We start from the raw sequence: 25,293 nt of genomic DNA on the forward strand, positions 1-25,293 counted from the left end.
GAGATGATTGGCGGGCGCTTTCCCTGTAGCCTATCGCGCCCTTTTGCACCCCCATTCCTACGGGCCATTCGGAAAGCGAATATGACTACCCCCCGCCCCTCACTCTTTCGCATGCTCGACCGCGTCAGCCTGGTCGTGCAGATCGCTATCGGCCTCGTGGCCGGCATCGCCCTTGCCCTTATCGCACCGGGCGCCGCCTCGACGGTAAGCTTTCTTGGCGACCTGTTCATCTCCGCGCTCAAGGCTGTCGCACCGGTACTGGTGCTGATCCTGGTGATGGCTTCTATCGCCAACCATCAGCAGGGACAGCAAACCCATATCCGCCCCATTCTGCTGCTCTACATCCTGGGGACATTCAGTGCAGCCGTAGTCGCCGTCATCGCCAGTACGCTTTTCCCATCGAGTTTGGTACTAACGGCTGAAGTCACTGAGCTTTCGCCGCCCGAGGGTATTACCGAGGTGCTCAGCGGCGTCGTCCTGAGTGCCGTCGACAATCCAGTTAGCGCGGTGCTGGATGCGAACTTCATCGGCATCCTGGCCTGGGCCAGCGGCCTGGGTCTTGCGTTTCGACAGGCCTCAGAGGGCAGCAAGCGGATGCTGGCGGATCTTTCGGACGCGGTGACAAGCATTGTCAAACGCGTCATTCGCTGCGCCTCGCTGGGTATTTTCGGCCTCGTGGCCGGCACCCTCGCGACCTCCGGATTCGACGCATTGGCCGACTACGCGCACCTGCTTTGCGTGCTGCTCGGTTGCATGCTGTTCGTGGCGCTCGTGATGAACCCATTGCTCGTCTGGTGGAAGATCCGCCGCAACCCGTATCCGTTGGTGCTGACCTGCCTGCGCGAGAGCGGCGTTACCGCGTTCTTCACCCGCAGTTCGGCCGCGAACATTCCCGTCAACCTGCAGCTTTGTAAGCGTTTGGGTTTGCATGAGGAAACCTATTCAGTCGCGATTCCGCTCGGGGCGACCATCAACATGGCCGGTGCCGCCGTGACCGTCACGGTGCTGACACTCGCTGCCGTGCACACGCTGGGCATCCAGATCGACATCGCCAGCGCGATTCTATTGAGCGTCATCGCCGCGGTATGCGCTTGCGGCGCGTCGGGCGTCGCCGGTGGCTCGTTGCTGCTGATCCCCCTCGCCTGCGCCATGTTCGGCATCCCCAATGAAGTGGCGATGCAGGTGGTCGGTATCGGTTTCATCATCGGTATCCTGCAGGACTCCGCGGAAACCGCACTGAACTCGTCCACCGATATCATCTTCGTTGCCGCCGCCTGCGAGGCGAAGGGCGACGTGCCGGAGCCGGTGGTTTGATTTAGAGCGCTTCTAAAGCGATCGCCCACAAGTGGGCTCCTACGAGAAGACTGCTTGTGTAGGAGCCCACTTGTGGGCGATCGCTTTTTGCGTCGGATTTGTTTCGTCCTCATACGTCCTCTTGTCAGGTAAACCTTACACGACTAGGATGTAAGGTAAACCTGACACGAAGGCTTCCCCCGATGACACTTGCAACCCGCCATCTGCTCTATTCGATGTTCTTCACTCTGCTTTACGTCGCTATTCATCTACTGGCGATCGTCGGCGTGTTCGACGCCATCATTGGACACGCTGCCGGTTGGTTCCTGGCGATCGCGGCGGCGCTGCCGGTGGCGGGATGGCTTTGGGTCACGCTGCGCATCATGGACAGCAGTGATGAATACCTGCGCGCATTAATGGGGCGTCGGCTGCTGCTCGCGGTAGGCCTAACCATGACCGTTCTGAGCGTTTGGGGCTTTGGCGAAAGCTACGCCAATGCGCCGCATCTGCCGGTATTCCTGGCCTGCCCGCTGCTTTTTCTTGCATTCGCGGTCGTGTCGCCCTTCGTTCGACAAACGCGCGCATGAACAACCGACTGCGCACATTGCGGACGGAGAAAGGCTGGACCCAAGCCGACCTCGGCAGCGCACTCGACGTCTCGCGTCAGGCGGTGAATGCGTTGGAAACCGGTAAACACCTGCCGTCCCTCGATCTCGCTTTTCGTATCGCGGTGACGTTTGGCTTGAAGGTCGAGGACATATTCGAGAACCCCTATCGCCAGAACCCGTGAGCGCCCAACGCGTGGATAAGGCTCCGCCGTTATCCACCCTACGGTTACTGAGGTGAGATGTTGGGCAATCAACCCTGTAGGGTGGATGGCCGAAGCCATCCACGCGAGCGCCCCAACACCACGCCACCAATCAAGTAGACCGGGTGCAACCCGGGAGCTTCAGGGCACGGGATACCGCCACTGATTAAGGAATCATCAAAATCTTGTGCTGCTGCAGGCCCAGCCGCCATTGGGGATTGGCCTTGCAATACTCGATCGCCATCGTGGTATTGCGCGACGCCTCTGGACCATCCATTGGCTGAAGGTAGAAATGCGCGAAATCAAGGCCGACGAAACGCTCTGGCATTGCATCGCGCTGCGGGTACACGAGCTTGAGCTCGTCGCCGCGGGTCAATACGACCTCGGCGATGGATTTAGGACTGACACAAATCCAGTCGATCCCCGGCGGGGGCTCGACCGTACCGTTGGTTTCCACTGCAATCGTGAACCGTCGCGCGTGCAGTGCAGCGACTAACGCTTCGTCCACCTGAAGCAACGGTTCGCCACCGGTGAGCACGACATACCGATACGCGGCATCACCTTCAGGCCACGTCCTTTCGATCGCCTCCGCCAGTGCATCCGCCGTTTTGAACTTGCCCCCACCCTCGCCGTCCGTGCCAACGAAATCGGTATCGCAGAATTGGCAGATCGCTTTTTGCCGGTCGTCTTCGCGCCCTGACCATAGATTGCACCCGGCGAACCGGCAAAACACCGCCGGCCGGCCGGCCTGATTGCCCTCGCCCTGCAGGGTGTAGAACATCTCTTTGACGCTGTAGGTCATGACAACTCGACTCCAGGCATGGGGTAGCGCGACGCGGCACCTGCCTCGATGAAAAAACGGGCGCGGATTGTAGCAACCTTCAGCGGGCGGGAACGCCCTGAGCGACGGACGAGGCGTCGTTGCGGTGCCCGGACGCAGCCGTCAGAATGGCGCCCCTTCGCGGCTCGCCGAGCAGCCTCTTCGTCCTACCGCTTACGCAAGGCCATCCATGGAAATCTTCAAGGAATTCACCTTCGAATCCGCGCACCGTTTGCCCTATGTGCCAGAGGGCCACAAGTGCGGCCGCCTGCATGGGCATTCCTTCAAGGTCGCACTCTACATCGAAGGCGAACCCGATCCCCATACCGGATGGATTCGTGATTTTTCCGAGATCAAGGCGCTGTTCAAGCCGCTTTACGAGCGCTTGGATCACAACTACTTGAATGACATCCCCGGCCTGGAAAACCCCACCAGCGAAGTCTTGGCCAGGTGGATCTGGAACGAGATGAAGCCCATCCTGCCGGAGCTTTCCCGCATCCGTATCCACGAGACCTGCACCAGCGGCTGCGAATACCGCGGTGATTGATCGCTTGCGCGGCGCCCACTCGGAAAGGCGCCGCGCCTTTGCGTTAACGCCCGCGGCCTGGCGGGATGTCGCTCAGCGGGCTGTCGTCCTGATCCTCGCGTTCATCCGTGGACGACGTATTGCCTGAATCGGGTACGTCGCCGTACTCGTCATAGTCGGGTGCGGTTTGCGGTTCGGTTTCTCGGTTCATGGTCGATCTCCTCGTCTCACTCATTTGGCACACGTGGGCGCCGAGGGTTCGCCGCCGCTCCAGTTGTCGAGAAAGTCGAACGCGGTCATGGTCCCGCCTTCGAACACAGGTATCTGTGCTCAAGAAGGCCTACCCATGCGATCCCGTCCCCTGCAGCTGCTTCGACTCAGCCCATGGCTTGGCCTCTGTACGGCCCTGACCGCCTGTGCCGGTGGCAACACCCAATCCCCGGTGAGCGAGCCGGGTACGGGTACATCCACGTCGACGAAGGTGTTGGAATCCGGTGCCGCCATGCTGCAACAGAAGCCCCCCATCGAAGCACTCAATGCGTACCTCGACGGTTTTCACTTCTACAACGGCAACATGCAGGCACAAATGGAGGCGCATCACTACTGCTCGGTGCTCAACGAAGAAGTCATCCAATGCGTGATCTACGACGGCAATGTCGCCGACGCCAAGATCATGGGTGTGGAATACATCATCAGCGAGCGGCTGTTCAAAGGGCTGCCCGAGGGCGAAAAAGCGCTCTGGCACAGCCACGGCCACGAGGTGAAATCTGGCCAGTTGGTCGCGCCTGGCATTCCGGAGGTGGCCGAACATGCACTGATGAACAAGCTCGCTACCACTTACGGTAAGACGTGGCACACCTGGCATACCGATCAGGACAAGGCCCTGCCGCTTGGCGTGCCGCAACTCATGATGGGCTTCACCGCCGACGGGCAGGCCGATCCGCAAATGGTCGATCAACGGGACAAGCGCATGGGCATCGACTTCCGTAAAAAACGCAAACAGCGCGCGGATATTCCCATGCCCGCCGTAGCACCCGGTGCCGATGCCTGGCAGCAGGGCAAGGTCATTCAGATCGAGGATCCGACGGGGGCCAAGCATCATCAAAACCATACCGCGCCACCTACGAGCCGCGGGCAAAACGCCAGCTCGGGCGAATAGCGAGCAACGCCCCTTACCCGTGGTCGCCAAGCATCGATATCGTCCGAGGATCGGGCTCGCCGGCAAAAAACGCATCCAGCGCCTGCTGGAAGATCGTTTCGTTCGGCTCGGCCTCGCGGAACAACGTCATGCTCGAGCGGAATTTAAGGTCGTCCGGCGCCCCGAACACCTGCCGCGCGCCGCGACCGGCGTAGGGCAAGACGGCCTCAATGCATTCTCGCAAGTGCGCGCCCAGTAGGGCGTGCCGCCAATAAGCTTGCGCTTCCTTAACGTCGGAAACGCCGTAACGCCACGCCATTTCGCTTTGGCCAAGGCCAGCGAGCTGGGGAAAGATGAACCACATCCAGTGGGTGCTTTTGTGTCCGGCACGGAGCTCTTCGAGCGCGCGCTCGAGCGTGTCGCGCTGCGCATCGACGAAGCGTTCGAGGTCATAGGGTTCGGGCATGCGGCCTCCTCGATGATCTTCTTTCGACACACGGTTCTTCGCGTGTCGAGGCCCAAGCGTTAGATCCTGTCATTGGATCGTCAGCGGCATCGTCGGCTCGTGCGGTCCGACGTGTGACGTAAATCCTCGAAGTTTCCGCAGCGAATCCTTATCCGAGCCTTACCTTGCAGCCTTTCTTTATCTTGCAGAGTGCCATCGCGGGCATGGCTGATCGCAGCCCGGCCCGCTCCCACGAATACAAAGGCTGTTAAGGGACGCCATTCGGCTAATCTTCGGCCCACCTCACTTATCGATTGTGTAAACCGGCGGTTTTTCAATGTGGGAGCGGGCCATGCCCGCGATGCTTAGTCACGGCACGCTCTCACATGAGGAGTACGCTGCTAGATTTCCACACAAGAGTCGGGACCAGCCCGACCTAGCGTTTCAGCGCGCAAGCGCCGCTTCCGGCATCGGGTGCCGGCACGCCATCACCACTACGCCAATTGCACCGAGTGCCATCAGCATCGGCAGCGCATGCCCGCTTATCCATTGACTGGCCGCGCCGGTTATGACCGGTCCGATGAGGCAGCCGATACCCCAGAGTTGAGCGACATGAGCGTTCGCTTTGACCAACGCGTCATCGCGGAAACGCTCGCCGATCAAGATCAGCGATAGCGTGAAAAGCCCACCTGCGCTGGCACCGAACAGCACCCAAAGTGGCCAGATGGCGAGGGTGTGCACAAACACGGGTATCGCCACGCTGGACATCGCCAGCACGACCCCGCAGGCAAGAAACAAGCGCTGGCGTGGCAAGCGATCCGCCAGCCAGCCGACGGGCAACTGCAGTAGCGCGTCGCCGACGACCACGACGCTGACCATGGCCAGCGCTATTTCCTGCGTATATCCCTGGCGCACGCCGTAGACCGGTAGCAAGGTCAGCACCATGGATTCGAACACCGCGAACAGCACGACGGCGGACGCGATCGCAGGCATCCCCTGGCAGAAACGCAACAGGCCGCGCCCGCCCGTTTGCGGGTCGACCGTAGGCGCGCCCTGGCGTCCGATCAGCACCAGCGAGCCACCCAGCATGAGGCACATGCCCAACCAGAACCCGTTGTCATCCGCCGTACCGATCACACTCAACAGCAGTGGGCCGGACAGCTGGCTCAGTGCGTAACCGCTGCCGTAGAGCGCCACCAGACGACCACGCAGGTGTTCGACGGCCAGCTGGTTGATCCAGCTTTCACCGAGGATGAAGATCAGCGTGAGCACCATCCCGAGCCAAAGCCGCAACAACAGCCAGAGCAGGTAGCTGGGGAATATCGCCAGCAGCGCAACGGAGAACGCACCGACGACCAGGCACAGCTGCATGACATTGCGGGTTCCCAGCCACGCGGCCATGCGCGTCGCCGCGCTGGCCCCCAGCAGAATGCCCACCGCAGGCATCGCGGCCATCACGCCAATCGCGAATTGCCCATAGCCCCAACTCTCCAGTCGGAACGAGACCAGCGGCATGCTGACGCCCAGCGCAAGCCCCACGGAGATGACTGCCGCGCAAACCGAGAAATAGCTGGACCAACGCATAACATCGCCTCGGGACGGACCCGAGCCTCGAGAAGGGTTTGAATGGGGTAACGCGAGGAAGCCGGATGCCCTTGTAGGCATCCGGCGTTAGAGCAGAACAAGGGTCAAAGCTTGATCCAGGTCGCCTTCAATTCCGTGTACTTATCGAACGCATGGATCGACTTGTCGCGACCATTACCCGACTGCTTGAATCCTCCGAATGGCGCGGTCATGTCGCCGCCATCGTACTGATTCACCCACACGCTGCCGGCGCGCAACGCTTTGGCGGTGAGATGCGCCTTCGAGATATCCCGCGTCCAGACCGCAGCCGCAAGGCCATATTGCGTGTCGTTGGCGATGCGCACCGCTTCCTCGGCATCGGCGAATGTGATAACCGACAGCACGGGCCCGAAAATTTCTTCCTGGGCGATCTTCATCGCGTTGGTTACGCCGTCGAAGATCGTCGGCTCGACGTAGGTACCGCCGGACTCTTCCAGAACGCGCTTGCCTCCGGTTACCAGCTTGGCACCGCCCGACTGGCCCGACTCGATATACGAGAGCACCGTGCTCATCTGCTGCGTGTCGACCAGCGCGCCGACGTTGGTCGCAGGATCCAGCGGATTGCCTGCTGTCCAGCCTTTCAGGGCATCGACCACCATTGGCAGGAATGTGTTCTTGATGGATCCCTCGACGAGCAGGCGCGAACCCGCGGTACACACTTCGCCCTGGTTGAAGGCGATGGCACTCGCGGCCGCCTCTGCGGCGGCCTTGAGATCCGGCGCATCGGCAAAGACGATGTTCGGGCTCTTGCCGCCCGCTTCCAGCCAAACACGCTTCATGTTCGACTCGCCCGCGTAGATCATCAATTGCTTCGCGGTACGTGTCGAACCGGTGAATACGACCGTATCGACATCCATGTGCAAACCAAGCGCCTTACCGATGGTATGGCCATAGCCAGGCACGACATTGAGGACGCCGGCAGGTAGCCCAGCGTCCAGCGCCAGCTGCGCCACGCGAATCGCGGTCAGTGGGGACTTCTCGGAAGGCTTGAGGACGATGGAATTGCCGGTTGCCAATGCCGGGCCCAACTTCCAGCTCGCCATCATCAGCGGGAAATTCCAGGGAACGATCGCAGCAACCACACCGACCGCTTCGCGCGTGACCAACCCAAGCTGATCATGCGGCGTCGGCGCGACTTCGTCGTACACCTTGTCGATCGCCTCGGCGCTCCAGCGGATAGCATTGGCGGAACCGGCGACATCGATATTGAGCGAATCACTGATCGGCTTGCCCATGTCGAGGGTTTCGAGCAGGGCGAGCTCTTCACGGTGCTCCAGGAGCAATTCGGAAAAGCGGATCAGGACTTTCTTACGTTGCGCCGGTGCCTTGCGCGACCAGTCGCCCGCTTCGAAGACCCGACGGGCGGCAGCCACGGCAAGGTCTGCGTCCGCGCTGTCACAGCTAGAGACGTGTGCCAATACACGGCCATCAACTGGACTGATGCACTCAAAACGCTGCGAGCAGACGGCTTCGCAGTACTTGCCGTCGATGAACGCTCGGCTTTCGATCTTCAGGGACTCGGCACGCTGCTGCCATTGGGCAAGGGTGAGATCGGTCATCGGAAAAGTCCTCCAAAGCAACGCCGCAAGGGGCATGCTGATCGACAGGTTAAAGATGAATCGTGCGAGCCACCCTAAAGAGCGGTCTACGCATTTTCAATATTTTTTACGAAAGCGGCCTATGGAGAATTGTATTGTGCATTTTCTCAAACATAGACTTTCTGCCACGTCCTACTGTGTGGTCATCTCTGATGAATATCGTCGACTTCAATCAAATCCAATCCATCGCAGAATCCTTCCGCCCAGCGCCCGAAAAGATCCTTTCCGGGGCTCCGGATCAGACCATCCACAATCACTATTCCAGTCCGTGTGGACAGTTCAGCGCGGGAATATGGGAAGGCGCAGTGGGCCAGTGGAAGGTGAATTACACCGAGCACGAATACTGCGAAATTCTAGAAGGCGCTTCGCGGCTGCGTGACGAGGCTGGTGAATCAAAGACCGTACGCAAGGGCGATCGGTTCGTGATACCCGCGGGATTCACGGGCACTTGGGAAGTGCTTGAGCCGTGCCGGAAGGTGTACGTAGTTTTCGAACAAGCATGAAAAAGCCCGCCAATTGGCGGGCTTTTCCGAGAAGCCAGATCAATTACTTGATCTTGGCTTCCTTGTAGATCACGTGCTTACGAACCACAGGATCAAATTTCTTGATTTCGATCTTGTCAGGGGTGGTGCGCTTGTTCTTGTCGGTGGTGTAGAAGTGGCCGGTACCGGCGCTGGACACCAAACGGATCAAATCACGCATGTTTGCCTCTCCTTAGAACTTTTCGCCGCGGGCACGCATTTCGGCCAAAACGACCTCGATGCCACGCTTGTCAATGATGCGCATGCCCTTGGCGGATACACGCAGACGCACGAAACGCTTTTCAGCTTCAACCCAGAAACGGTGATGCTGCAGGTTCGGCAGGAAACGACGACGGGTTTTGTTGTTTGCGTGGGAAATATTATTCCCGGTTACCGGACCCTTACCGGTAACTTGACAGACTCTCGACATGCCTCAGCCCTCTGTTACCACATGCCCAACCCGGCATGGGTTGGCTGCTATGACTCTTGAACGTTTATCTTGCCGGGGATCAGACCGCGAAACGGCCATGGCGTCCGGCTCTTGGCGTGATTCACACCTTGGCTAGGCCATCGCTCGACACGTCTTCCAACGACCCGTACGCGATGCAGCCTGAGCGGCCCGGATAGCTGGCCCCAGAAAAGAGCGCGCCTTTATAGCAGAAAGGTCCACGCGCGACAATATATGGATAAATCGAGGAATGGGCGTAGATGCCGCGTGCGCCAAGGGATCCGCCCTTGAACGGGAGTAGCCGCTCGTCGGCACGCAACGTTGTGGCGCTACGCGGCATGGTCTAGGGTAGACGCTTCGAGGTGCTCTCACCGCACCTTGCATGGCCTCACCCAATCATCGGATGGGTCGGTTTCCATTTGCCGGAGTCTCGTCATGCGCATTGCCGCTCTCGCTCTTTTGCTTGCCCCACTTTATAGCCAAGCTGCTGCCCTGACGGTCTGCACCGAGGCCAGTCCCGACGGCTTCGACGTCGTGCAATACAACGCGCTGACCACGACCAATGCATCGGCCGATGTGCTGATGAACCGCCTGGTGGATTACGACGCGACGAAGCAGTCCCTGGTGCCGAGCCTAGCTGATCGCTGGGAGGTCTCTGATGACGGGCTGACCTACCGCTTCCACCTGCGCGAAAACGTTGCTTTTCATAGCACCGATTATTTCAAACCCACTCGCGCGCTCGATGCTGACGACGTGATCTTCAGCTTCGAGCGGATGCTGAACAAGGACCACCCCTGGTACAAGACCGCCTCGAGCGGCTACCCCCACGCCCAGTCGATGCAGTGGCCGGCGCTGGTAAAAAAGGTCGAAGCGGTCGATCCCTCGACCGTGAGCATTACGCTCACGCATCCCGATGCCACATTCCTCGCCACACTGAGCATGGGTTTCGCGTCCATCTACTCGAAGGAATACGCGGATCAACTGATGGCAGCCGGAACGCCTGAAAAGCTCAACGCCCAACCCATCGGCACGGGACCGTTCGTGTTCCGCCGCTACCAGAAGGACGCGGTTATCCGTTACACCGCCAATGCCGATTATTTCGGAGGAAAGCCCACCGTCGATCCACTGCTGTTCGCGATCACGCCTGATACGAGCGTGCGCTTGCAAAAGTTGCGTCGAGACGAGTGCCAGGTAGCGCTTTCGCCCAAGCCGCAGGACGTTGCCGAGGCGCGCGATGATGGCAAGTTGGCCGTTTCGGAAACGCCCGCCTTCATGACCGCGTTCGTCGGGATAAACACCAGTCATCCGCCCCTGGATAAGCCGGAAGTCCGTCAGGCCATCAACTACGCGTTCGACCGCAAGAACTACCTCAAGGCCGTGTTCGAGGGCAGCGCGAGTCCGGCGGAAGGCATCTACCCGCCGAACACCTGGAGCTACGAGAAGAGCTTGCCGAGCTACACCCACGATGTGGGCAAGGCCAAGGAATTGCTCGAGAAAGCCGGTCTAGCGGACGGCTTCAAGACCACGATCTGGACCCGCCCCACGGGAAGCGTACTCAATCCGAACCCCAACCTCGGCGCACAAATGCTGCAGGCAGATCTAGCGAAGATCGGCGTGCAAGCCGAAATCCGCGTGATCGAATGGGGCGAGTTAATCCGCCGCGCCAAAGTCGGCGAACACGACCTGTTGTTCATGGGCTGGGCCGGCGATAACGGCGACCCTGACAACTTCCTGACCCCACAATTTGCGTGTGCGTCGGTGCAGTCGGGCCTAAATTTCGCCCGTTATTGTGATGAAGCGTTGGACAAACTCATTACCGAAGGCAAGCAACAGGGCAACCAGGAGAAACGCTCAGCGCTGTACGAGAAGGCGCAGCGCATCATTCACCAGCAGGCGCTGTGGTTGCCGCTTGCCCACCCCACCGCCGCGACGCTGTTGCGTGACAACGTGAAGGGCTACACGACCAGCCCATTCGGTCGAGTGGATTTCTCGAAAGTGAAGGTCGGATCTTAAACGCACTGCTGCCGTAGGGCGGGTACCACCCGCGGCTTTTGATGTAGCCACACGCGGGTTGCACCCGTCCTACTGAACTGCTCTCTCCCTCACTTCCGCGGGCTTTCCATACCAGCGGACAGCACAGAGAGGACGCGTCTGCGCCTTAGACAGCCAAACGCACAACCTCACATCCAACCCAACTCCGCCATCGACAACGGCTCGCCGTCGCCGACGATGAAATGATCCAGCACGCGCACGTCGATCAATCCCAACGCCTCCTTCAAACGATGAGTCAACACGCGATCGGATTGGCTAGGCTCTGAAACGCCCGAAGGATGATTGTGGGTGAGAATGAGCGCGGCGGCGTTGTGGTTCAACGCGCGTTTGACGACCTGGCGCGGGTACACCGATGCACTGTCGATCGTGCCGCGAAAGAGCACTTCGAACGCCAGCACCCGATGTTTGGAATCGAGAAACAGGCAGGCGAACACCTCGTGCGGCTCGTGCCGGAGCTGCGCCTTTAGGTAATCGCGCACCGCTTGCGGGCTCTCCAGCGCAGAATCGCGCCGCAGCCCCTCGGCCAGATGACGCTTGCCCATTTCCAGAACGGCTTGTAGCTGCGCGAACTTGGCCGGCCCTAACCCGAGATGCCGGCTGAAATGCTCTAGGTCAGCTTCGAGCAGCGTGCGCAGGCTACCAAAGTCATTCAGTAGCCGCCGTGCCAGGTCTACGGCGCTGCACCCTGCTACGCCAGTACGCAGGAAAATTGCCAGGAGCTCTGCGTCGGTCAGTACCGCAGCACCCTGCTCCAATAGCTTTTCCCTCGGCCGCTCCGCAGCCGGCCAATTTCGAATGCTCATGCGACGCTCCTTGTCCGCTCCGGCTACCTGCCGTGCGCCTATCCGCTACAGGCGCTGTGCTATCTTAGCCAACTCGCGCGCCCCGCCTGGGCGAACATGCCCGTAGCGAGACGTGACTCTCAATTCAACAAGGCAGGCCTATGCAACGGCTGTATCGCAAACGCGTCATTCTGGGTGTTGGCGGTGGCATTGCCGCCTACAAAAGCGCCGAACTCGTCCGCCGTCTTCGCGACCAAGGTGCGGACGTTCGCGTAGTGATGACCAAGGGCGGGCGTGAATTCATCACGCCACTGACCCTGCAGGCCCTTTCCGGCAACCCGGTTCACCTCGATTTGCTGGATCCGGCCGCTGAAGCGGCAATGGGTCACATTGAGCTGGCGCGCTGGGCCGACCTCGTATTGATCGCGCCCGCGACCGCCGACCTCATGGCGCGACTGGTGCAAGGGGTCGCCGATGACCTGCTGACGACCCTGGTGCTTGCAACCGATGCACCCGTCGCTGTCGCGCCAGCGATGAACCAAGCCATGTGGGGCGACGCCGCGACGCAAGCCAATGCAATCGCCCTGCAAAAACGCGGAATCCGCTTGTTCGGGCCTGCGGCCGGCAGCCAGGCCTGCGGCGATGTCGGCATGGGCCGAATGCTCGAAGCGGAGGAGCTAGCGCAACGCGCTGCTGACTGCTTCGAAAGTCGCGCCCTCGACGGCGTACGCATGCTCATTACCGCGGGCCCAACCCAGGAAAACATCGACCCCGTCCGCTACATCACCAATCACAGCTCCGGGAAGATGGGCTTCGCGCTTGCCGAGGCGGCAGCCGAAGCCGGCGCCCAAGTCACCCTGGTGACCGGGCCGGTGCATCTGCCTACGCCCGATCGTGTCAACCGCATCGATGTCGTCAGCGCGCGCGACATGCTCGCCGCCTGCGAAGCGTCCATGCCCTGCGACGTGCTGATCGCATCGGCCGCCGTTGCGGACTACCGCCCGGAAGTGATCGCACCGCACAAGCTCAAGAAGGACCCCACCAGCGGCGACGGTTTGCTCCTGCAGCTGGTGCGCAACCCCGACATTCTCGCGACGCTGGCGCAACGGCCAGACCGCCCCTTCAGCGTGGGCTTCGCCGCAGAAACGGAAAACCTCATCGAATATGCCGCGCGCAAATTGCAGAGCAAAAACCTCGATTTGATCGTGGCCAACGATGTCGCCAACCCTAACATCGGCTTCAATAGTGAAGACAATGCCTGCAGCGTGATTGACCGCGAATTGCATGAGACGCGCTTCCCGCAGACCAGCAAAGCGAAGATCGCCCGCCAGCTCATCGACTTCATCCGCGAACGCCTGACACGACACCAGGACTGAACATGCACAGCCTTCAAGCGAAGATTCTCGACCCTCGACTTGGCCGCGACTTCCCGCTGCCGTCCTACGCGACACCTGGATCCGCGGGTCTCGACTTGCGCGCCATGCTCGAACAGGACGCCACCCTCGAGCCAGGACAGACCCTCCTGATTCCCACGGGCCTCTCGATTCATATCGCGGATCCCTCCCTGGCGGCCCTGGTGCTGCCGCGTTCGGGCCTTGGGCACAAACATGGGATCGTGCTTGGCAATCTCGTCGGCTTGATCGACTCCGACTACCAGGGCGAACTCATGGTGTCTTGCTGGAACCGCGGCGTGACCTCGTTCACGATTACGGTTGGCGAGCGCATCGCTCAGTTGATGCTGGTCCCCGTCGTGCAGGCTAATTTCGAGATCGTCGAGCAGTTCGACGAAAGTCAGCGCGGTGCCGGCGGTTTCGGCCACTCGGGAACCCGCTGAACGCACACCTGCACCGGATCGAGGGAACGCCGTGTATCCATCTAAGCGCAAAGCAAAGGATAAGCCTGCTTCGGCCAATGGGCAGAACGCTGCCAGTCCTAGCAATCCCCTAGGTCTAGGCAGCGTTGCGGCCCTGCTCGGCGTGCTCGCCGCCGCTGCTGTTCTCTGGTCATTCGAGATCGCGCCTGCGCGCGAAGCGCAGCGTCAGGCCGTCGCCACTGCCTGGGCCGAGGGCCAGGCAGGCGCGCTACGCCAGGCGCTGGCAATTGCGCGCGGCGACCTGCAAAGCATGGCGCAGGCCGATGACACCGTAGCGATCGCTCGCGAGGGTGTCGGGGAAGAAATCGCCCGTCTGGAACAGGACCTTTCGCGCCAGCCTGGCATGGTCGCCGTACGCCTGTTTCCAAAAGGCGCCGCGACAATCGACGACAACCTAACGGCGCCCATCAACTATGCCGCGTTAGACCTGGTCCGCCGCGCGGAAAATGGCGCTCAGCCCACCGCCGAAGCCTATCGCGTAGGGGACCGCTGGCTCATCTACAGCGCCGCCGCCGTCCGCGCCAACGCCGAGGCTCCGATTCTCGGCACCCTGCTGCGTGTAACCGACGCACGTACGCTTTTACGGGGTCTTCCCCCGCTGCCCGCAGGCGTCGGCGGTATCCGTCTCGATCAACGCTTCGCCAATGCGCCGACCCAAACGCTGTTGAGCGCGGGAGCGTTGGATGAAAGCGAAACCATGGAACTCGCTACCGGCAATCCGAACTGGCAACTGACATTCAGTCCCGCGCCGGGCCTTGCGCCTGCCATCAATCCGACTTGGCTCGCGATTGCCGGCTTGCTTGCCTTGGGTGGCGCCCTATTAGGGCTAAAACTGTCCCTGCGCGCCTATGCACGAAGGGTCGAAGTCGATGCCGAGCTTCTTGATCGGGCCGTGCTGGAACTCTCTGCCGGAAGGACCATCAAACGGCCGGGTCTGAGCCTGCCGGCGCTGGATACGGTGGCACAGAACCTGGCAGGCCTATCGCGTATCACGCTTCAGAAACCGCCTGAAGCGGATCCGGAAACGCCCGCCCAGAACCCGCAGCAGCAGCCGGAATCGACCCACATGTCGGTGCCGCGCCAAAGCCAGCGTGTTGGGGACGTCGACCCCTTGGACGTCGATTTCCTCGACATGGATTTTCTCGAAGAGGACCAGGATATGCTTGGCCTCGATACTCAGGAGCGAGACCCCGCAATGAGCACCGTTCAAGCACCCGCCTTGCCAGCCAGTATCTTCCGTGCGTACGACATCCGCGGCGTAGTCGGCGAAAGCCTGACCGCCGAGACCGCCTACTGGATCGGCCGCGCCATCGGCTCCGAAAGCCTTGCCAAGAACGAACCGAACGTATCGGTAGGCCGTGACGGACGACTCTCTGGTCCGGAACTGGTACAGGGCCTCATCCAAGGCATCGCCGATACTGGCTGTACGGTCAGCGACGTCGGCATGGTTCCAACCCCCGTGCTCTATTACGCAGCCAACATCCTCGCCGGTAAGTCCGGTGTAATGTTGACCGGCAGCCACAATCCACCGGACTACAACGGTTTCAAGATCGTCATTGCGGGCGACACCCTCGCCAACGAGCAGATCCAGGTCCTGCGCGAGCGCATCGAAACCGGCAACCTTGCCAGCGGCGCCGGCAGCGTCGAGCAAGTCGATGTGCTGCAGCGCTACTTCGAGCAGATCCGTGGCGATATCGTCCTGGCGAAGAAGCTCAAGGTGGTCGTCGATTGCGGTAATGGCGTTGCAGGTGTGATCGCCCCGCAACTGATCGAGGCGCTGGGCTGTGAAGTCGTCCCGCTGTTCTGTGACGTGGACGGCAACTTCCCGAACCACCACCCAGATCCCGGCAAACCTGAAAACCTGGAAGACCTGATCGCAAAAGTCAAAGAAACCGGCGCCGATCTGGGCTTGGCTTTCGACGGCGACGGCGACCGCGTGGGCGTGGTGACCAACAAAGGCACCATCATCTATCCAGACCGTCTGTTGATGCTTTTTGCCAAGGACGTGGTATCCCGCAACCCGGGCTCAGACATCATCTATGACGTGAAATGCTCTCGCCGTCTGACCGCCCTCATCAGCGGCTACGGTGGCCGTCCGGTCATGTACAAGACCGGACATTCGCTGATCAAGAAGAAGATGAAGGAAACCGGTGCGCTTCTGGCTGGCGAAATGAGTGGCCATGTATTCTTCAAGGAGCGCTGGTACGGCTTCGATGACGGCATCTATAGCGCCGCACGCCTGCTGGAAATTCTCAGCCAGGAAAGTGGTAGCGCAGAAGAGGTGTTCTCCACCTATCCAAACGATGTCGCTACACCGGAGATCAACATCAAGGTCACGGAAGAGAGCAAGTTCAGCATCATCGAAGCCCTCGAGCGCGACGCGCAATGGGGCGATGCGAACCTGGTGACGATCGATGGCGTGCGTGTCGATTATCCGAAGGGTTGGGGGCTGGTTCGTGCGTCGAACACCACGCCGGTACTGGTACTGCGCTTCGAAGCAGAAACCGAAGCCGAACTCGAGCGAATCAAGGACGTCTTCCGCAAGCAGCTTTATACTGTCGCACCTGACCTGAACATTCCGTTCTGATCCAGCGACGGCCGTGCCCGGCACTGCCGGGCATGTCACATTTCGATCGCGGGCCGGCGGCTGATCTCAGCTTTCCGGCCCGCCGTCTTTCCAGATGGAGCCCCGCATGACCCTTAGCCGTGACGCCGCTTCCCAGGTTGCCCTCGTATTGTCGGAGGCGCTGCCCTACATTCGCCGCTTCGTCGGCAAGACCTTGGTCGTCAAGTACGGCGGCAACGCCATGGAGAGCGAAGAGCTCAAGGCGGGCTTCGCCCGTGACATGGTGCTGATGAAGGCTGTTGGCATCAATCCCGTCGTCGTGCATGGCGGCGGTCCGCAAATCGGCGATCTGTTGAAGCGCCTGAGCATCGAAAGTCATTTCATCGACGGCATGCGCGTCACCGATGCGCAGACCATGGACGTCGTCGAGATGGTCCTTGGCGGCCAAGTCAATAAGGACATCGTCAACCTGATCAACCGCCACGGCGGTAGCGCCATCGGCCTGACCGGGAAAGACGCCGACCTGATCCGCGCGCGCAAGCTCACCGTATCCCGCCAGACGCCCGAAATGACCAAACCCGAGATAATCGACATCGGTCATGTAGGCGAAGTGACGAGCGTGAACGTCGAGCTACTGAACATGCTGGTACGCGGCAACTTTATCCCCGTCATCGCGCCGATCGGCGTGGGCCCGGATGGCGAGTCCTACAACATCAACGCCGACCTCGTTGCGGGCAAAGTGGCCGAGGCACTCCAGGCCGAGAAGCTGATGCTGCTGACGAATATCGCCGGCCTGATGGACAAACAAGGTCAGGTAATGACGGGCCTTTCCACGGAGCAGGTTAACAGCCTGATTGCTGACGGTACGATCTATGGCGGCATGCTGCCAAAGATCCGCTGCGCACTTGAAGCGGTCCAGGGCGGCGTGAACAGCGCACACATCATCGATGGGCGCGTGCCTAATGCCGTGTTGCTGGAAATCTTCACGGACGTGGGTGTGGGTACACTGATCACAAACCGCACCAAGCGCGTTTGATCCGCATGACGGGGCGGCGGTAACCGCCCCCTCGGGCGATCACATCAAGATGGCTGGGATTTGAAGAGCGTTACGACGTGCTAGGCGCCCGTTCGCGCGTCAGGGTTTGTCGTCACCACCCACCAGGGTTTGGACACGCACTCGATCAGCGGCGAAGCTGCGTTGCGCTTGCTCACGAGCTTTCTGGTACCGATCTATATCCTTGCCCAGACGCGCCTGCTCATCCTTTAAATCGCTGATTTGGGCAAGGATCTGATCCGGCACCACCTGCCCGCTTCGTTCAAGTTCAGCGGCTTGCGACAGCACATTGCCTTGCTGAATCCGGATCGATTGCAGGTTGCTGTTCGCGACACCGATCAGGCTATCCAGCTCGGCCAGCTTACGGTCACGAGCACGGTCGACATCCTTTACGTTCGCATAGAGGCGCATGAGCTGGCGGTCGGCCTGCGTCTGCAACGCGCGAGCCTCGCGCTGCTTACGCTCTTCTGCGGTAGGCGCAGGCGGTACGACTCTCAACACGCGGCCCTGCTCGTTGATGACCTCGAACCCTTTACCGACAAACTCCGGTGGCACGCCCTGACGGGTCAAGACAGTCACGCCGCGATCATCCACGTAACGATAGAGATCGGCACAGGCCAGGCCTGGAAGCAGGACTCCGATGGCAAGCAGACAACCCGTCAGACGCAAATGCATCATGCTGCGGTCCTTTTCAGACACCGTATTGTTGGCGATAGGCCTCGACTGCAGGTAGGTGGGCGCGCAAGCTCGCGTCATTGGCTAAGAACTCGAGCACCTGATCCAGCGAAACGATGCTGATCACGGATAGACCAAAATCACGCTCGACTTCCTGGATCGCGGACAGCTCACCCTTCCCCCTCTCCTGACGGTTCAAAGCAATAAGCACGCCAGCCGCTCGCGCCTGTTGTTGTTCGAGAATCTGCATGACTTCACGTATAGCAGTTCCTGCAGTAATCACATCGTCCACGATCAGCACATTGCCCTGAACCGGCGCGCCTACGAGCGAACCGCCTTCTCCGTGGGTTTTGGCTTCTTTGCGATTGAAGGCCCAGGGCACGTCGCGACCATGCTGCTCTGCCAGCGCAACCGCCGTGGCAGAAGCCAGGGGAATGCCTTTGTAAGCCGGGCCGAACAACACGTCGAACGATACGCCGCTGTCGACGATCGCAGATGCGTAGAACTGACCGAGTTTCGCCAGCGCAAGACCGCTGTTGAAAAGGCCGGCATTGAAAAAGTACGGGCTGACGCGTCCCGACTTGAGGGTGAACTCACCGAACCGCAGCACACCGCGATCGATAGCAAAACGAAGGAAGTCGCGCTGGTAGTCCTGCATGAAAAAACTCTCGGGTGGCACGGATTTAGCTAATTGGGACGAGCTCAGTTATCATACACGCACGTGTTTTTCGGGGCCATTTATGCGGATCATCAGTGTAAACGTGAATGGCATTCAGTCTGCAGTCGAGCGAGGTCTTCTCAGCTGGCTTCAGGCGCAGAATGCCGACGTGATCTGCCTGCAGGACACCCGCGCCTCCATCGTCGAAATGGAAGAGCAAGCCCTCCAGCTGGACGGCTACTTCCAGTACTCCATTGATGCCGAGTCACCCACCCAAGGAGGAGTCGCGTTGTATTCGCGCCTGCAACCCAAGGCGGTGATCTACGGTCTCGGGTTCGAGATGGCGGATCGCTACGGGCGCTACCTGCAGGCGGATTTCGACAAAGTTAGTATCGCCACCCTACTGCTGCCATCTGGACAGGGCGGGGACGAGAACCTGAATCAGAAATTCAAGTTCATCGACGACTTCAGTGCGTACCTGAACAAGCAGCGCCGTAAGCGCCGCGAGTATATTTATTGCGGCTCGCTTTACGTCGCGCACCAGAAACTGGACGTCAAGAACTGGCGCGAATGCCAGCAGACGCCCGGCTTCCTCGGACCAGAACGCAGTTGGCTGGACGAAGTATTCGGCAACATGGGTTACGTGGACGCACTACGCGAGGTCAGCCGTGAAGGTGACCAGTACAGCTGGTGGGCGGACAGCGAACAAGCCGAGTTGCTGAATCTCGGCTATCGCTTCGACTACCACATCCTCACGCCCGGCATGCGCCGCTCGGTGCGTAATGCCAAGCTGCCACGTCAGCCACGTTTCTCGCAGCACGCGCCGCTGATTGTCGACTACGACTGGACGCTCAGCCTTTAAGGCCACGTCCAAACCACCCCGCGCAGGCCATCAGGCCGCCGCGGGGATACCCTCAAGCATTTCCAGCGTCACGCCTAACATCCGCGCCGCCTTGCCTTCCAGCAGCGCAGCCATGGGCGGCTTTGGGCTGATCGCCGCGGCGATCAGCCGTGCCGTGATCTGTGGACCGGCACAAAACAGCCGCTCGACCTCCGACAAGCCACTTTCGCGACTGATCAAGAGGCTCGCCGCCTGAGGAATATTCGCTCGGAGCAGAAGCGAGAGAGGGCGTGAGAAGGGATACAGCGTTAAACGAAGCGGGAGTCGATAATCCGTTCGCCGCTTCTGGAATATCGCTCCAATACCCTAAGAAACGCGCCGGAAGGCTCGCTCTAGAGCGGCGCGCCTGCGAGGACGCGCCGCGAGGGAGGTCACGCCAGTTCGTCGAAGCACTCGGCGAGAATGGCAATACCCTTGTCCAACTGAGCGTCGGGAATGGTGACCGGCATGAGGAAGCGGATCACGTTGTAGTACGTGCCGCACGACAACAGGATCAACCCTTTCTCGCGGGCACGCGCAACGATCTTGCCCACAAGCTCCGCCGCTGGCTTGTGCACGTCACCGCCTTCGAACAGTTCGATGGCGATCATCGAGCCCAGGCCGCGGACATCACCGATGACCTTGTGCTTGGCCTGAATCTCACGCAGCGAACCCTTTAGACGCTCGCCCAGCGCGTTGCTGCGCTCCAGCAGCTTCTCTTCGTCAAAGACTTTGAGCACCGCCAACGCAGCCGCGCACGCGATCGGGCTGCCGGCATAGGTGCCGCCCAGGCCACCGGGGGCAATCGCATCCATCAGTTCCGCCTTGCCGCTGACACCCGAAATCGGGAAGCCACCGCCGACCGACTTGGCGAATGTGGTCAGATCAGGAACGATGCCCAGCTGTTCGGTCGCGAAGAACGTACCGGTACGACCCGCGCCGGTTTGTACTTCATCGGCAATCAGCAGAATGCCGTGCTCATCGCACAGCGCGCGCAGGCGCTTCATGAAAGCAGGCGAGTTGACGTAAAAACCACCTTCACCCTGCACAGGCTCGATGATGATCGCGGCGATATCCTGAGGCTGTGCGTCGTTCTTGAAGATGCGCTCGATGCTGGCGATCGAATCGTCTTCGCTCACACCGTGCAACTCGCACGGCGCCTCGGCGCGGTAAACACCTGCCGGCATCAGGCCCATGCCTGCCGAATAAGGCGCAACCTTGCCTGTCAAGGAAAGCGTCATCATCGTGCGGCCATGATAGGCACCGGTGAACGCGATGACGCCTGCACGACGCGTCGCCGCACGGGCAATCTTCACGGCATTTTCGACCGCTTCCGAACCGCTGGTGACCAGCAGCGTCTTCTTCGCAAAATCGCCCGGTACACGCTTGGCAATTTCTTCGGCCAACTCGACATAAGGCTCGTAGGCCAACACCTGGAAGCAGGTGTGGCTGAGCTTGGTCAGCTGCTCCTGGACGGCCGCGATCACCTTCGGATGCAAGTGGCCGGTGTTCAACACCGCGATACCACCGGCGAAATCGATGAACTCGCGTCCTTCGACGTCCGTAACGGTGGCGTTCTCGGCCTTCTCGGCAAAGATCGGATGGATCTGGCCGACACCGCGTGGGACAGCAGCCATACGACGCTGCATCAGGGATTCGTTAGTCTTGCTCATAGCTCCTCTTCGGCCGTTCATCGCCGGCCCTGTTCAAGGATGAAAATACGCCCGTAGCGCACTGACGGCATACGATGATCGACCGTCAATGCGCATCCGGGCGCGGTGGAATATGTCCCGTCCACGTTCACGCTCAGCAAGTGTTAGCGGCTGAACGTGAGGCGCAGACTCAAATGCTCAGGCAGAGGTACTTGATTTCCAGGTAATCCTCGATGCCGTACTTCGAACCTTCGCGACCTAAGCCGGAGGCTTTGACGCCACCGAACGGAGCCACTTCGTTCGAGATCAGACCGGTGTTGATGCCGACCATGCCGTACTCCAGCGCCTCAGCGACACGGAACACACGGCTCAGGTCCTTGGCGTAGAAATACGATGCCAAGCCGAACTCGGTGTCGTTGGCCGCCGCGATCACTTCAGCATCGTCCTTGAAGCGGAACAGCGGCGCCAGCGGGCCGAAGGTTTCGTCTTTGGAAACCAGGGCATTGGCCGGCACGTCAGTCAGGATCGTGGGCTCGAAGAAGGTACCGCCCAGGGCGTGCTCCTTACCACCGAATGCTACCTTGGCGCCCTTGCTCACGGCGTCCTCGATGTGTTCCTTGACCTTGGCGACGGCTTTCTCGTCGATCAACGGGCCAGTCGTCACACCGTCGTCCAGACCGTTACCGATCTTCAGCTTGGCAACAGCGGCCTTCAGCTTCTCGGTAAAGGCTTCGTAGACACCGTCCTGCACATAAATGCGGTTGGCGCAGACACAGGTCTGGCCGTTGTTGCGGTACTTGGAAACGATGGCGCCATCGACTGCTGCATCCAAGTCCGCGTCATCGAACACGATGAACGGGGCATTGCCACCCAGCTCCAGCGACACCTTCTTGATGTCCTGCGCGCATTCAGCCATCAACTGGCGGCCGATCTCCGTCGAACCGGTGAACGACAGCTTGCGCACGATCGGGTTGCTGGTCAGTTCGCCGCCCACTTCGCCGGCAGAACCCGTAATGACACTGAACACACCTTTTGGAATGCCAGCACGCTCGGCCAACTCAGCCAGTGCCAGCGCCGAATAAGGGGTTTGCGAAGCGGGCTTGAGCACCATGGTGCAGCCGGCTGCCAGTGCTGGACCGGCTTTACGGGTGATCATCGCCGCAGGGAAGTTCCACGGTGTGATGGCCGCCGTTACACCGATCGGCTGTTTGATGACGATGATGCGCTTGTCCGCCTGGTGTCCCGGAATCGTGTCGCCATAAACACGCTTGGCTTCTTCAGCGAACCACTCCAAAAAGGACGCCGCGTAAGCGATCTCGCCCTTGGCCTCGGCGAAGGCCTTGCCCTGCTCCAGCGTCATCAGGCGACCCAGGTCCTCCTGGTTTTCCAACATCAATTCGTACCAGCGACGCAGCTTCGCCGCGCGCTCTTTGGCGGTCAGCGCACGCCAGGCGGGTAGCGCCTTGTCAGCGGCTTCGATAGCACGACGGGTTTCCGCGCGGCCCATCTTGGGCACTGTGCCGAGCACTTCATTAGTAGCCGGATTGTTGACCTTGATCGTCTGACCGTTGTCCGCATCGACCCAGGCTCCATCGACGTAAGCCTGTTGGCGGAAAAGCGAAGCGTCTTTCAATTGCATGGCGATCTCCTGGCGGCTGCGCCGAGCGGCGCAGGACATATTCATGATGAGCGTGCGGGCATGACCTTCCGCCTGTGGAAGGCCCACCCTCACAGTCGGCTGAGCGAGCGGAACGGTACGCCTGACCACAAAAATAGCGGACGGCCAGGCGTTCTGAATATCGAACGAATGCTAGGGCTTGCGCCCTCTCAACACAATATGTTGTTCGAAAAAATAAACACTCGATTTCACACTCGGCTAATCGGCGCCGCCGTCGCGAACGCCGTTCCAATTCGAGGACGCACACAACATTTTGTTCAGCCCGCACCGCCAGCATGGACGCCCGCCAGCCAGATGAGTATCATGCGCCCCGCGCAACGCACTCGTAGCTCAGCTGGATAGAGTACTGCCCTCCGAAGGCAGGGGTCGTGGGTTCGAATCCCGCCGAGTGCGCCATATACGAAGAAAAGCCCACGTAAAAACGTGGGTTTTTTTTTGGACTTCGATTTATCAGGTTGAACCGTTCAGCGTCGCGATACATAGTCCCGATCTGCCCCGGTCGATTGAAGCTGAGCGATTTGCGTGCTTCAGCCGAGGGGGCCTGCCCTAACGGATTTCAGTGCTACGCCCGCATGAAGCGGACCAGGGGTTCTTGGGCCTTTTCCAAGCGTCTTGGGCCAACTCGTCGGCGCACGCCGTATCAGATGTCGAATTACGATCGGCAGATCGCTGTGTCGAAGTGCGCGCGATGACCAGGACGGCGGTACAGAAGCGACAATCCATCGCTGGGCAAAGGGATGGTCACTACCCGGTGATTGAGCGTCGTACGCTCGCCGCGACACGGCGAAATAGTGAAACTGGATGTAAGGGAAATCGCGCGATTGCACGAGCAATCATATGGGGTAGCTCTGTCGATGAACCCCCGAAATTCGCCTGGCACCGCGGCATTGAGCTCATTCTCACGGCGGACATACCGGCTCGGCTCGCCTTGATGAGAATCGCCACCTATCCAAACACGCCAGGATTGTCACTTAACTGTCATATTTAGCTTGAAAGCTGGGCGCAAAGAACCCAGCAACGAAGGCAATGACGATGAGCGTCGAGACACACCCGCTCCTGAAGGGGCAGCACGAGCCGGCTACCCGATCCTGGTTATCCTGGCTGATGGTCGTGGGCTTGATCTATCTGTTGCTGGCAGCTGTGGGTGCCATTGGTGATGGATTCAAGGCGGCGGCGGGGGACAATGCGAAAGCACTGTTCGCGTTCGCGAGCAACCCCTTCATCGGACTGATGATCGGCCTCACGGCGACCGCACTGATCCAGAGTTCGAGCACCGTCACATCGATCATCGTCGGCATGGTGGCTGGGGGCCTACCCATCGAGATCGCCATCCCGTTGGTGATGGGCGCCAACATTGGCACCTCGCTCACCAGCACCATCGTCAGCCTCGGCCATCTGCGTAATGGCGAGGAGTTCCGTCGGGCGTTTTCCGCGGCTACGGTGCACGATGCGTTCAACCTGACCGCCGTCGCCCTGTTGCTGCCTCTTGAACTGCTTTTCCATCCGCTGCAGCACATCGCCGAAGCGATCGCCGGCCTGCTGGTTCATGACGCGAGCCTGGACATGAAAGGCGTGAACTTCACGAGTGCCCTGCTCGCGCCCGCCAGCGCGGTTTTGGAGGCCAGCGTTAGTTGGCTGCCGAGCGAAATGTGGTCGGGCGTCGCGCTGATCCTGATCGGCGTGGCACTCATCTTGTTCGTGGTAACAGCGATTGGCCGCGTGTTGCGACGGGTGATGGTGGGACGCGCCAAGGAGATCCTGCATGCGAGCGTCGGGCGCGGTCCGATTTCGGGCATCGGCTCGGGAATGCTCATCACGGTACTGGTTCAGTCATCGTCGACGACCACCGCTTTGATCGTGCCATTGGCCGGGAGCGGCACGTTCACGCTAAAGCAGGTTTACCCCTTCACGCTGGGCACAAACATTGGCACCTGCGTCACCGCGCTGCTTGCCGCGACGGCCATCACTGGGCCGACCGCCGAGCTCGCGATGCAGATCGCCATCGTGCATCTGATGTTCAACGTGCTGGGCATCGTGCTGATCTACGGGTTGCCCTTCCTGCGGCCGATACCGCCAATGATCGCCACCAGCCTCGCGCGGCTGGCCGAGCGTAGCAAGCTCTACGTGCTTGGCTACATCGGCGGGGTGTTCTTCGCGATGCCCCTTGGGCTGATTACCATCAGTCAAATGTGATCGGGAGACC

General features: G+C 60.3%; 26 protein-coding genes and 1 tRNA gene. 14 read left to right on the forward strand and 13 right to left on the reverse strand.

Annotated elements, in window-relative coordinates; genetic code table 11:
• Window positions 1-81: 81 nt before the first annotated feature.
• The 3 genes from sstT (at window position 82) to IEY47_RS16915 (ending at window position 2,083) form a co-directional block, all read left to right on the forward strand.
• On the forward strand, window positions 82-1,314 hold the full coding sequence (gene sstT, locus IEY47_RS16905; protein ID WP_188984806.1) for a serine/threonine transporter SstT: 1,233 nt from the start codon (window positions 82-84) through the stop codon (window positions 1,312-1,314).
• Between the two features lie 182 nt (window positions 1,315-1,496).
• Window positions 1,497-1,880, forward strand: coding sequence for a hypothetical protein (locus IEY47_RS16910; protein ID WP_188984807.1), 384 nt, complete (start codon window positions 1,497-1,499; stop codon window positions 1,878-1,880).
• Complete coding sequence (locus IEY47_RS16915; protein ID WP_188984809.1) at window positions 1,877-2,083, forward strand: helix-turn-helix transcriptional regulator; 207 nt, start codon at window positions 1,877-1,879, stop codon at window positions 2,081-2,083. The genes IEY47_RS16910 and IEY47_RS16915 overlap by 4 nt, the downstream gene beginning before the upstream one ends.
• Before the next feature lie 184 nt (window positions 2,084-2,267).
• On the opposite strand, the gene queE is transcribed toward IEY47_RS16915, so the two are convergent.
• Window positions 2,268-2,903, reverse strand: coding sequence for a 7-carboxy-7-deazaguanine synthase (gene queE, locus IEY47_RS16920; protein ID WP_188984811.1), 636 nt, complete (start codon window positions 2,901-2,903; stop codon window positions 2,268-2,270).
• Window positions 2,904-3,111: 208 nt separating this feature from the next.
• Between queE and queD the strand changes: the two genes are divergently transcribed.
• Window positions 3,112-3,468: a 6-carboxytetrahydropterin synthase QueD gene (gene queD / locus IEY47_RS16925; RefSeq protein ID WP_188984814.1), complete on the forward strand. Its 357-nt coding sequence runs from the start codon at window positions 3,112-3,114 to the stop codon at window positions 3,466-3,468.
• Window positions 3,469-3,511: 43 nt separating this feature from the next.
• On the opposite strand, the gene IEY47_RS16930 is transcribed toward queD, so the two are convergent.
• Window positions 3,512-3,658 carry a hypothetical protein gene (locus IEY47_RS16930; RefSeq protein WP_188984816.1) on the reverse strand — a complete coding sequence of 49 codons (147 nt, stop codon included), beginning with the start codon at window positions 3,656-3,658 and terminating at the stop codon, window positions 3,512-3,514.
• Window positions 3,659-3,793: 135 nt separating this feature from the next.
• On the opposite strand from IEY47_RS16930, the gene IEY47_RS16935 reads away from it, so the two are divergent.
• The gene (locus IEY47_RS16935; RefSeq protein WP_188984818.1) at window positions 3,794-4,606 is read left to right on the forward strand and encodes an OBAP family protein; all 813 of its coding nucleotides are present in this window, start codon (window positions 3,794-3,796) and stop codon (window positions 4,604-4,606) included.
• A 13-nt stretch (window positions 4,607-4,619) separates the two neighbouring features.
• Here IEY47_RS16935 and IEY47_RS16940 read toward each other — a convergent pair whose 3' ends face one another.
• The 3 genes from IEY47_RS16940 to IEY47_RS16950 form a co-directional block, all read right to left on the reverse strand.
• Entirely contained in the window at window positions 4,620-5,051 is a 432-nt protein-coding gene (locus IEY47_RS16940) for a DUF1810 domain-containing protein (protein ID WP_188984820.1), read from the reverse strand.
• Window positions 5,052-5,474: 423 nt separating this feature from the next.
• The gene (locus tag IEY47_RS16945; RefSeq protein WP_188984822.1) at window positions 5,475-6,614 is read right to left on the reverse strand and encodes an MFS transporter; all 1,140 of its coding nucleotides are present in this window, start codon (window positions 6,612-6,614) and stop codon (window positions 5,475-5,477) included.
• Window positions 6,615-6,718: 104 nt separating this feature from the next.
• On the reverse strand, window positions 6,719-8,212 hold the full coding sequence (locus tag IEY47_RS16950; RefSeq protein WP_188984824.1) for an aldehyde dehydrogenase: 1,494 nt from the start codon (window positions 8,210-8,212) through the stop codon (window positions 6,719-6,721).
• A gap of 191 nt (window positions 8,213-8,403) precedes the next feature.
• Here IEY47_RS16950 and IEY47_RS16955 point away from each other — a divergent pair, with 191 nt between their 5' ends.
• Complete coding sequence (locus IEY47_RS16955; RefSeq protein WP_188984826.1) at window positions 8,404-8,754, forward strand: cupin domain-containing protein; 351 nt, start codon at window positions 8,404-8,406, stop codon at window positions 8,752-8,754.
• Window positions 8,755-8,797: 43 nt separating this feature from the next.
• On the opposite strand, the gene rpmG is transcribed toward IEY47_RS16955, so the two are convergent.
• Window positions 8,798-8,953 (reverse strand): 50S ribosomal protein L33, encoded by a 156-nt coding sequence (gene rpmG, locus IEY47_RS16960; protein WP_003284185.1) that lies wholly within the window; start codon window positions 8,951-8,953, stop codon window positions 8,798-8,800.
• 12 nt (window positions 8,954-8,965) lie between these two features.
• Window positions 8,966-9,202: a 50S ribosomal protein L28 gene (gene rpmB / locus IEY47_RS16965; RefSeq protein ID WP_188984828.1), complete on the reverse strand. Its 237-nt coding sequence runs from the start codon at window positions 9,200-9,202 to the stop codon at window positions 8,966-8,968.
• A gap of 453 nt (window positions 9,203-9,655) precedes the next feature.
• Here rpmB and IEY47_RS16970 point away from each other — a divergent pair, with 453 nt between their 5' ends.
• Entirely contained in the window at window positions 9,656-11,233 is a 1,578-nt protein-coding gene (locus IEY47_RS16970; RefSeq protein WP_188984830.1) for an ABC transporter substrate-binding protein, read from the forward strand.
• Window positions 11,234-11,400: 167 nt separating this feature from the next.
• On the opposite strand, the gene radC is transcribed toward IEY47_RS16970, so the two are convergent.
• A complete protein-coding gene (gene radC / locus IEY47_RS16975) occupies window positions 11,401-12,075 on the reverse strand; it encodes a RadC family protein (protein WP_188984832.1) in 675 nt (224 codons plus the stop codon).
• A 140-nt stretch (window positions 12,076-12,215) separates the two neighbouring features.
• Here radC and coaBC point away from each other — a divergent pair, with 140 nt between their 5' ends.
• The 4 genes from coaBC (at window position 12,216) to argB (ending at window position 17,529) form a co-directional block, all read left to right on the forward strand.
• Window positions 12,216-13,430, forward strand: coding sequence for a bifunctional phosphopantothenoylcysteine decarboxylase/phosphopantothenate--cysteine ligase CoaBC (gene coaBC, locus IEY47_RS16980; protein ID WP_188984834.1), 1,215 nt, complete (start codon window positions 12,216-12,218; stop codon window positions 13,428-13,430).
• A gap of 2 nt (window positions 13,431-13,432) precedes the next feature.
• The gene (dut, locus tag IEY47_RS16985; protein ID WP_188984836.1) at window positions 13,433-13,888 is read left to right on the forward strand and encodes a dUTP diphosphatase; all 456 of its coding nucleotides are present in this window, start codon (window positions 13,433-13,435) and stop codon (window positions 13,886-13,888) included.
• Between the two features lie 1,234 nt (window positions 13,889-15,122).
• The gene (algC, locus tag IEY47_RS20445; protein ID WP_195826196.1) at window positions 15,123-16,514 is read left to right on the forward strand and encodes a phosphomannomutase/phosphoglucomutase; all 1,392 of its coding nucleotides are present in this window, start codon (window positions 15,123-15,125) and stop codon (window positions 16,512-16,514) included.
• Window positions 16,515-16,620: 106 nt separating this feature from the next.
• Entirely contained in the window at window positions 16,621-17,529 is a 909-nt protein-coding gene (argB, locus tag IEY47_RS16995; protein WP_188984840.1) for an acetylglutamate kinase, read from the forward strand.
• A 99-nt stretch (window positions 17,530-17,628) separates the two neighbouring features.
• On the opposite strand, the gene IEY47_RS17000 is transcribed toward argB, so the two are convergent.
• A complete protein-coding gene (locus IEY47_RS17000; protein ID WP_188984842.1) occupies window positions 17,629-18,225 on the reverse strand; it encodes a DUF4124 domain-containing protein in 597 nt (198 codons plus the stop codon).
• 13 nt (window positions 18,226-18,238) lie between these two features.
• Entirely contained in the window at window positions 18,239-18,880 is a 642-nt protein-coding gene (pyrE, locus tag IEY47_RS17005) for an orotate phosphoribosyltransferase (RefSeq protein ID WP_188984844.1), read from the reverse strand.
• Window positions 18,881-18,962: 82 nt separating this feature from the next.
• Here pyrE and crc point away from each other — a divergent pair, with 82 nt between their 5' ends.
• A complete protein-coding gene (gene crc / locus IEY47_RS17010) occupies window positions 18,963-19,742 on the forward strand; it encodes a catabolite repression control protein Crc (RefSeq protein ID WP_188984846.1) in 780 nt (259 codons plus the stop codon).
• 30 nt (window positions 19,743-19,772) lie between these two features.
• Here crc and IEY47_RS17015 read toward each other — a convergent pair whose 3' ends face one another.
• The 3 genes from IEY47_RS17015 to gabD all read right to left on the reverse strand — a co-directional run bounded on the left by IEY47_RS17015 (window position 19,773) and on the right by gabD (window position 23,051).
• Window positions 19,773-19,961, reverse strand: a complete 189-nt coding sequence (locus IEY47_RS17015) for a hypothetical protein (protein WP_188984848.1) — start codon at window positions 19,959-19,961, stop codon at window positions 19,773-19,775.
• Between the two features lie 191 nt (window positions 19,962-20,152).
• Window positions 20,153-21,433 carry a 4-aminobutyrate--2-oxoglutarate transaminase gene (gene gabT, locus IEY47_RS17020; protein ID WP_188984850.1) on the reverse strand — a complete coding sequence of 427 codons (1,281 nt, stop codon included), beginning with the start codon at window positions 21,431-21,433 and terminating at the stop codon, window positions 20,153-20,155.
• Window positions 21,434-21,602: 169 nt separating this feature from the next.
• Complete coding sequence (gene gabD / locus IEY47_RS17025) at window positions 21,603-23,051, reverse strand: NADP-dependent succinate-semialdehyde dehydrogenase (protein ID WP_188984852.1); 1,449 nt, start codon at window positions 23,049-23,051, stop codon at window positions 21,603-21,605.
• Window positions 23,052-23,409: 358 nt separating this feature from the next.
• Here gabD and IEY47_RS17030 point away from each other — a divergent pair.
• Both IEY47_RS17030 and IEY47_RS17035 read left to right on the forward strand, forming a co-directional pair.
• Window positions 23,410-23,486, forward strand: a tRNA-Arg gene (locus IEY47_RS17030).
• Window positions 23,487-24,194: 708 nt separating this feature from the next.
• Complete coding sequence (locus IEY47_RS17035; protein WP_188984946.1) at window positions 24,195-25,283, forward strand: Na/Pi symporter; 1,089 nt, start codon at window positions 24,195-24,197, stop codon at window positions 25,281-25,283.
• Window positions 25,284-25,293: the final 10 nt, after the last annotated feature.

It is taken from the genome of Pseudomonas matsuisoli, assembly GCF_014647635.1.
GTDB lineage: Bacteria > Pseudomonadota > Gammaproteobacteria > Pseudomonadales > Pseudomonadaceae > Pseudomonas_P > Pseudomonas_P matsuisoli.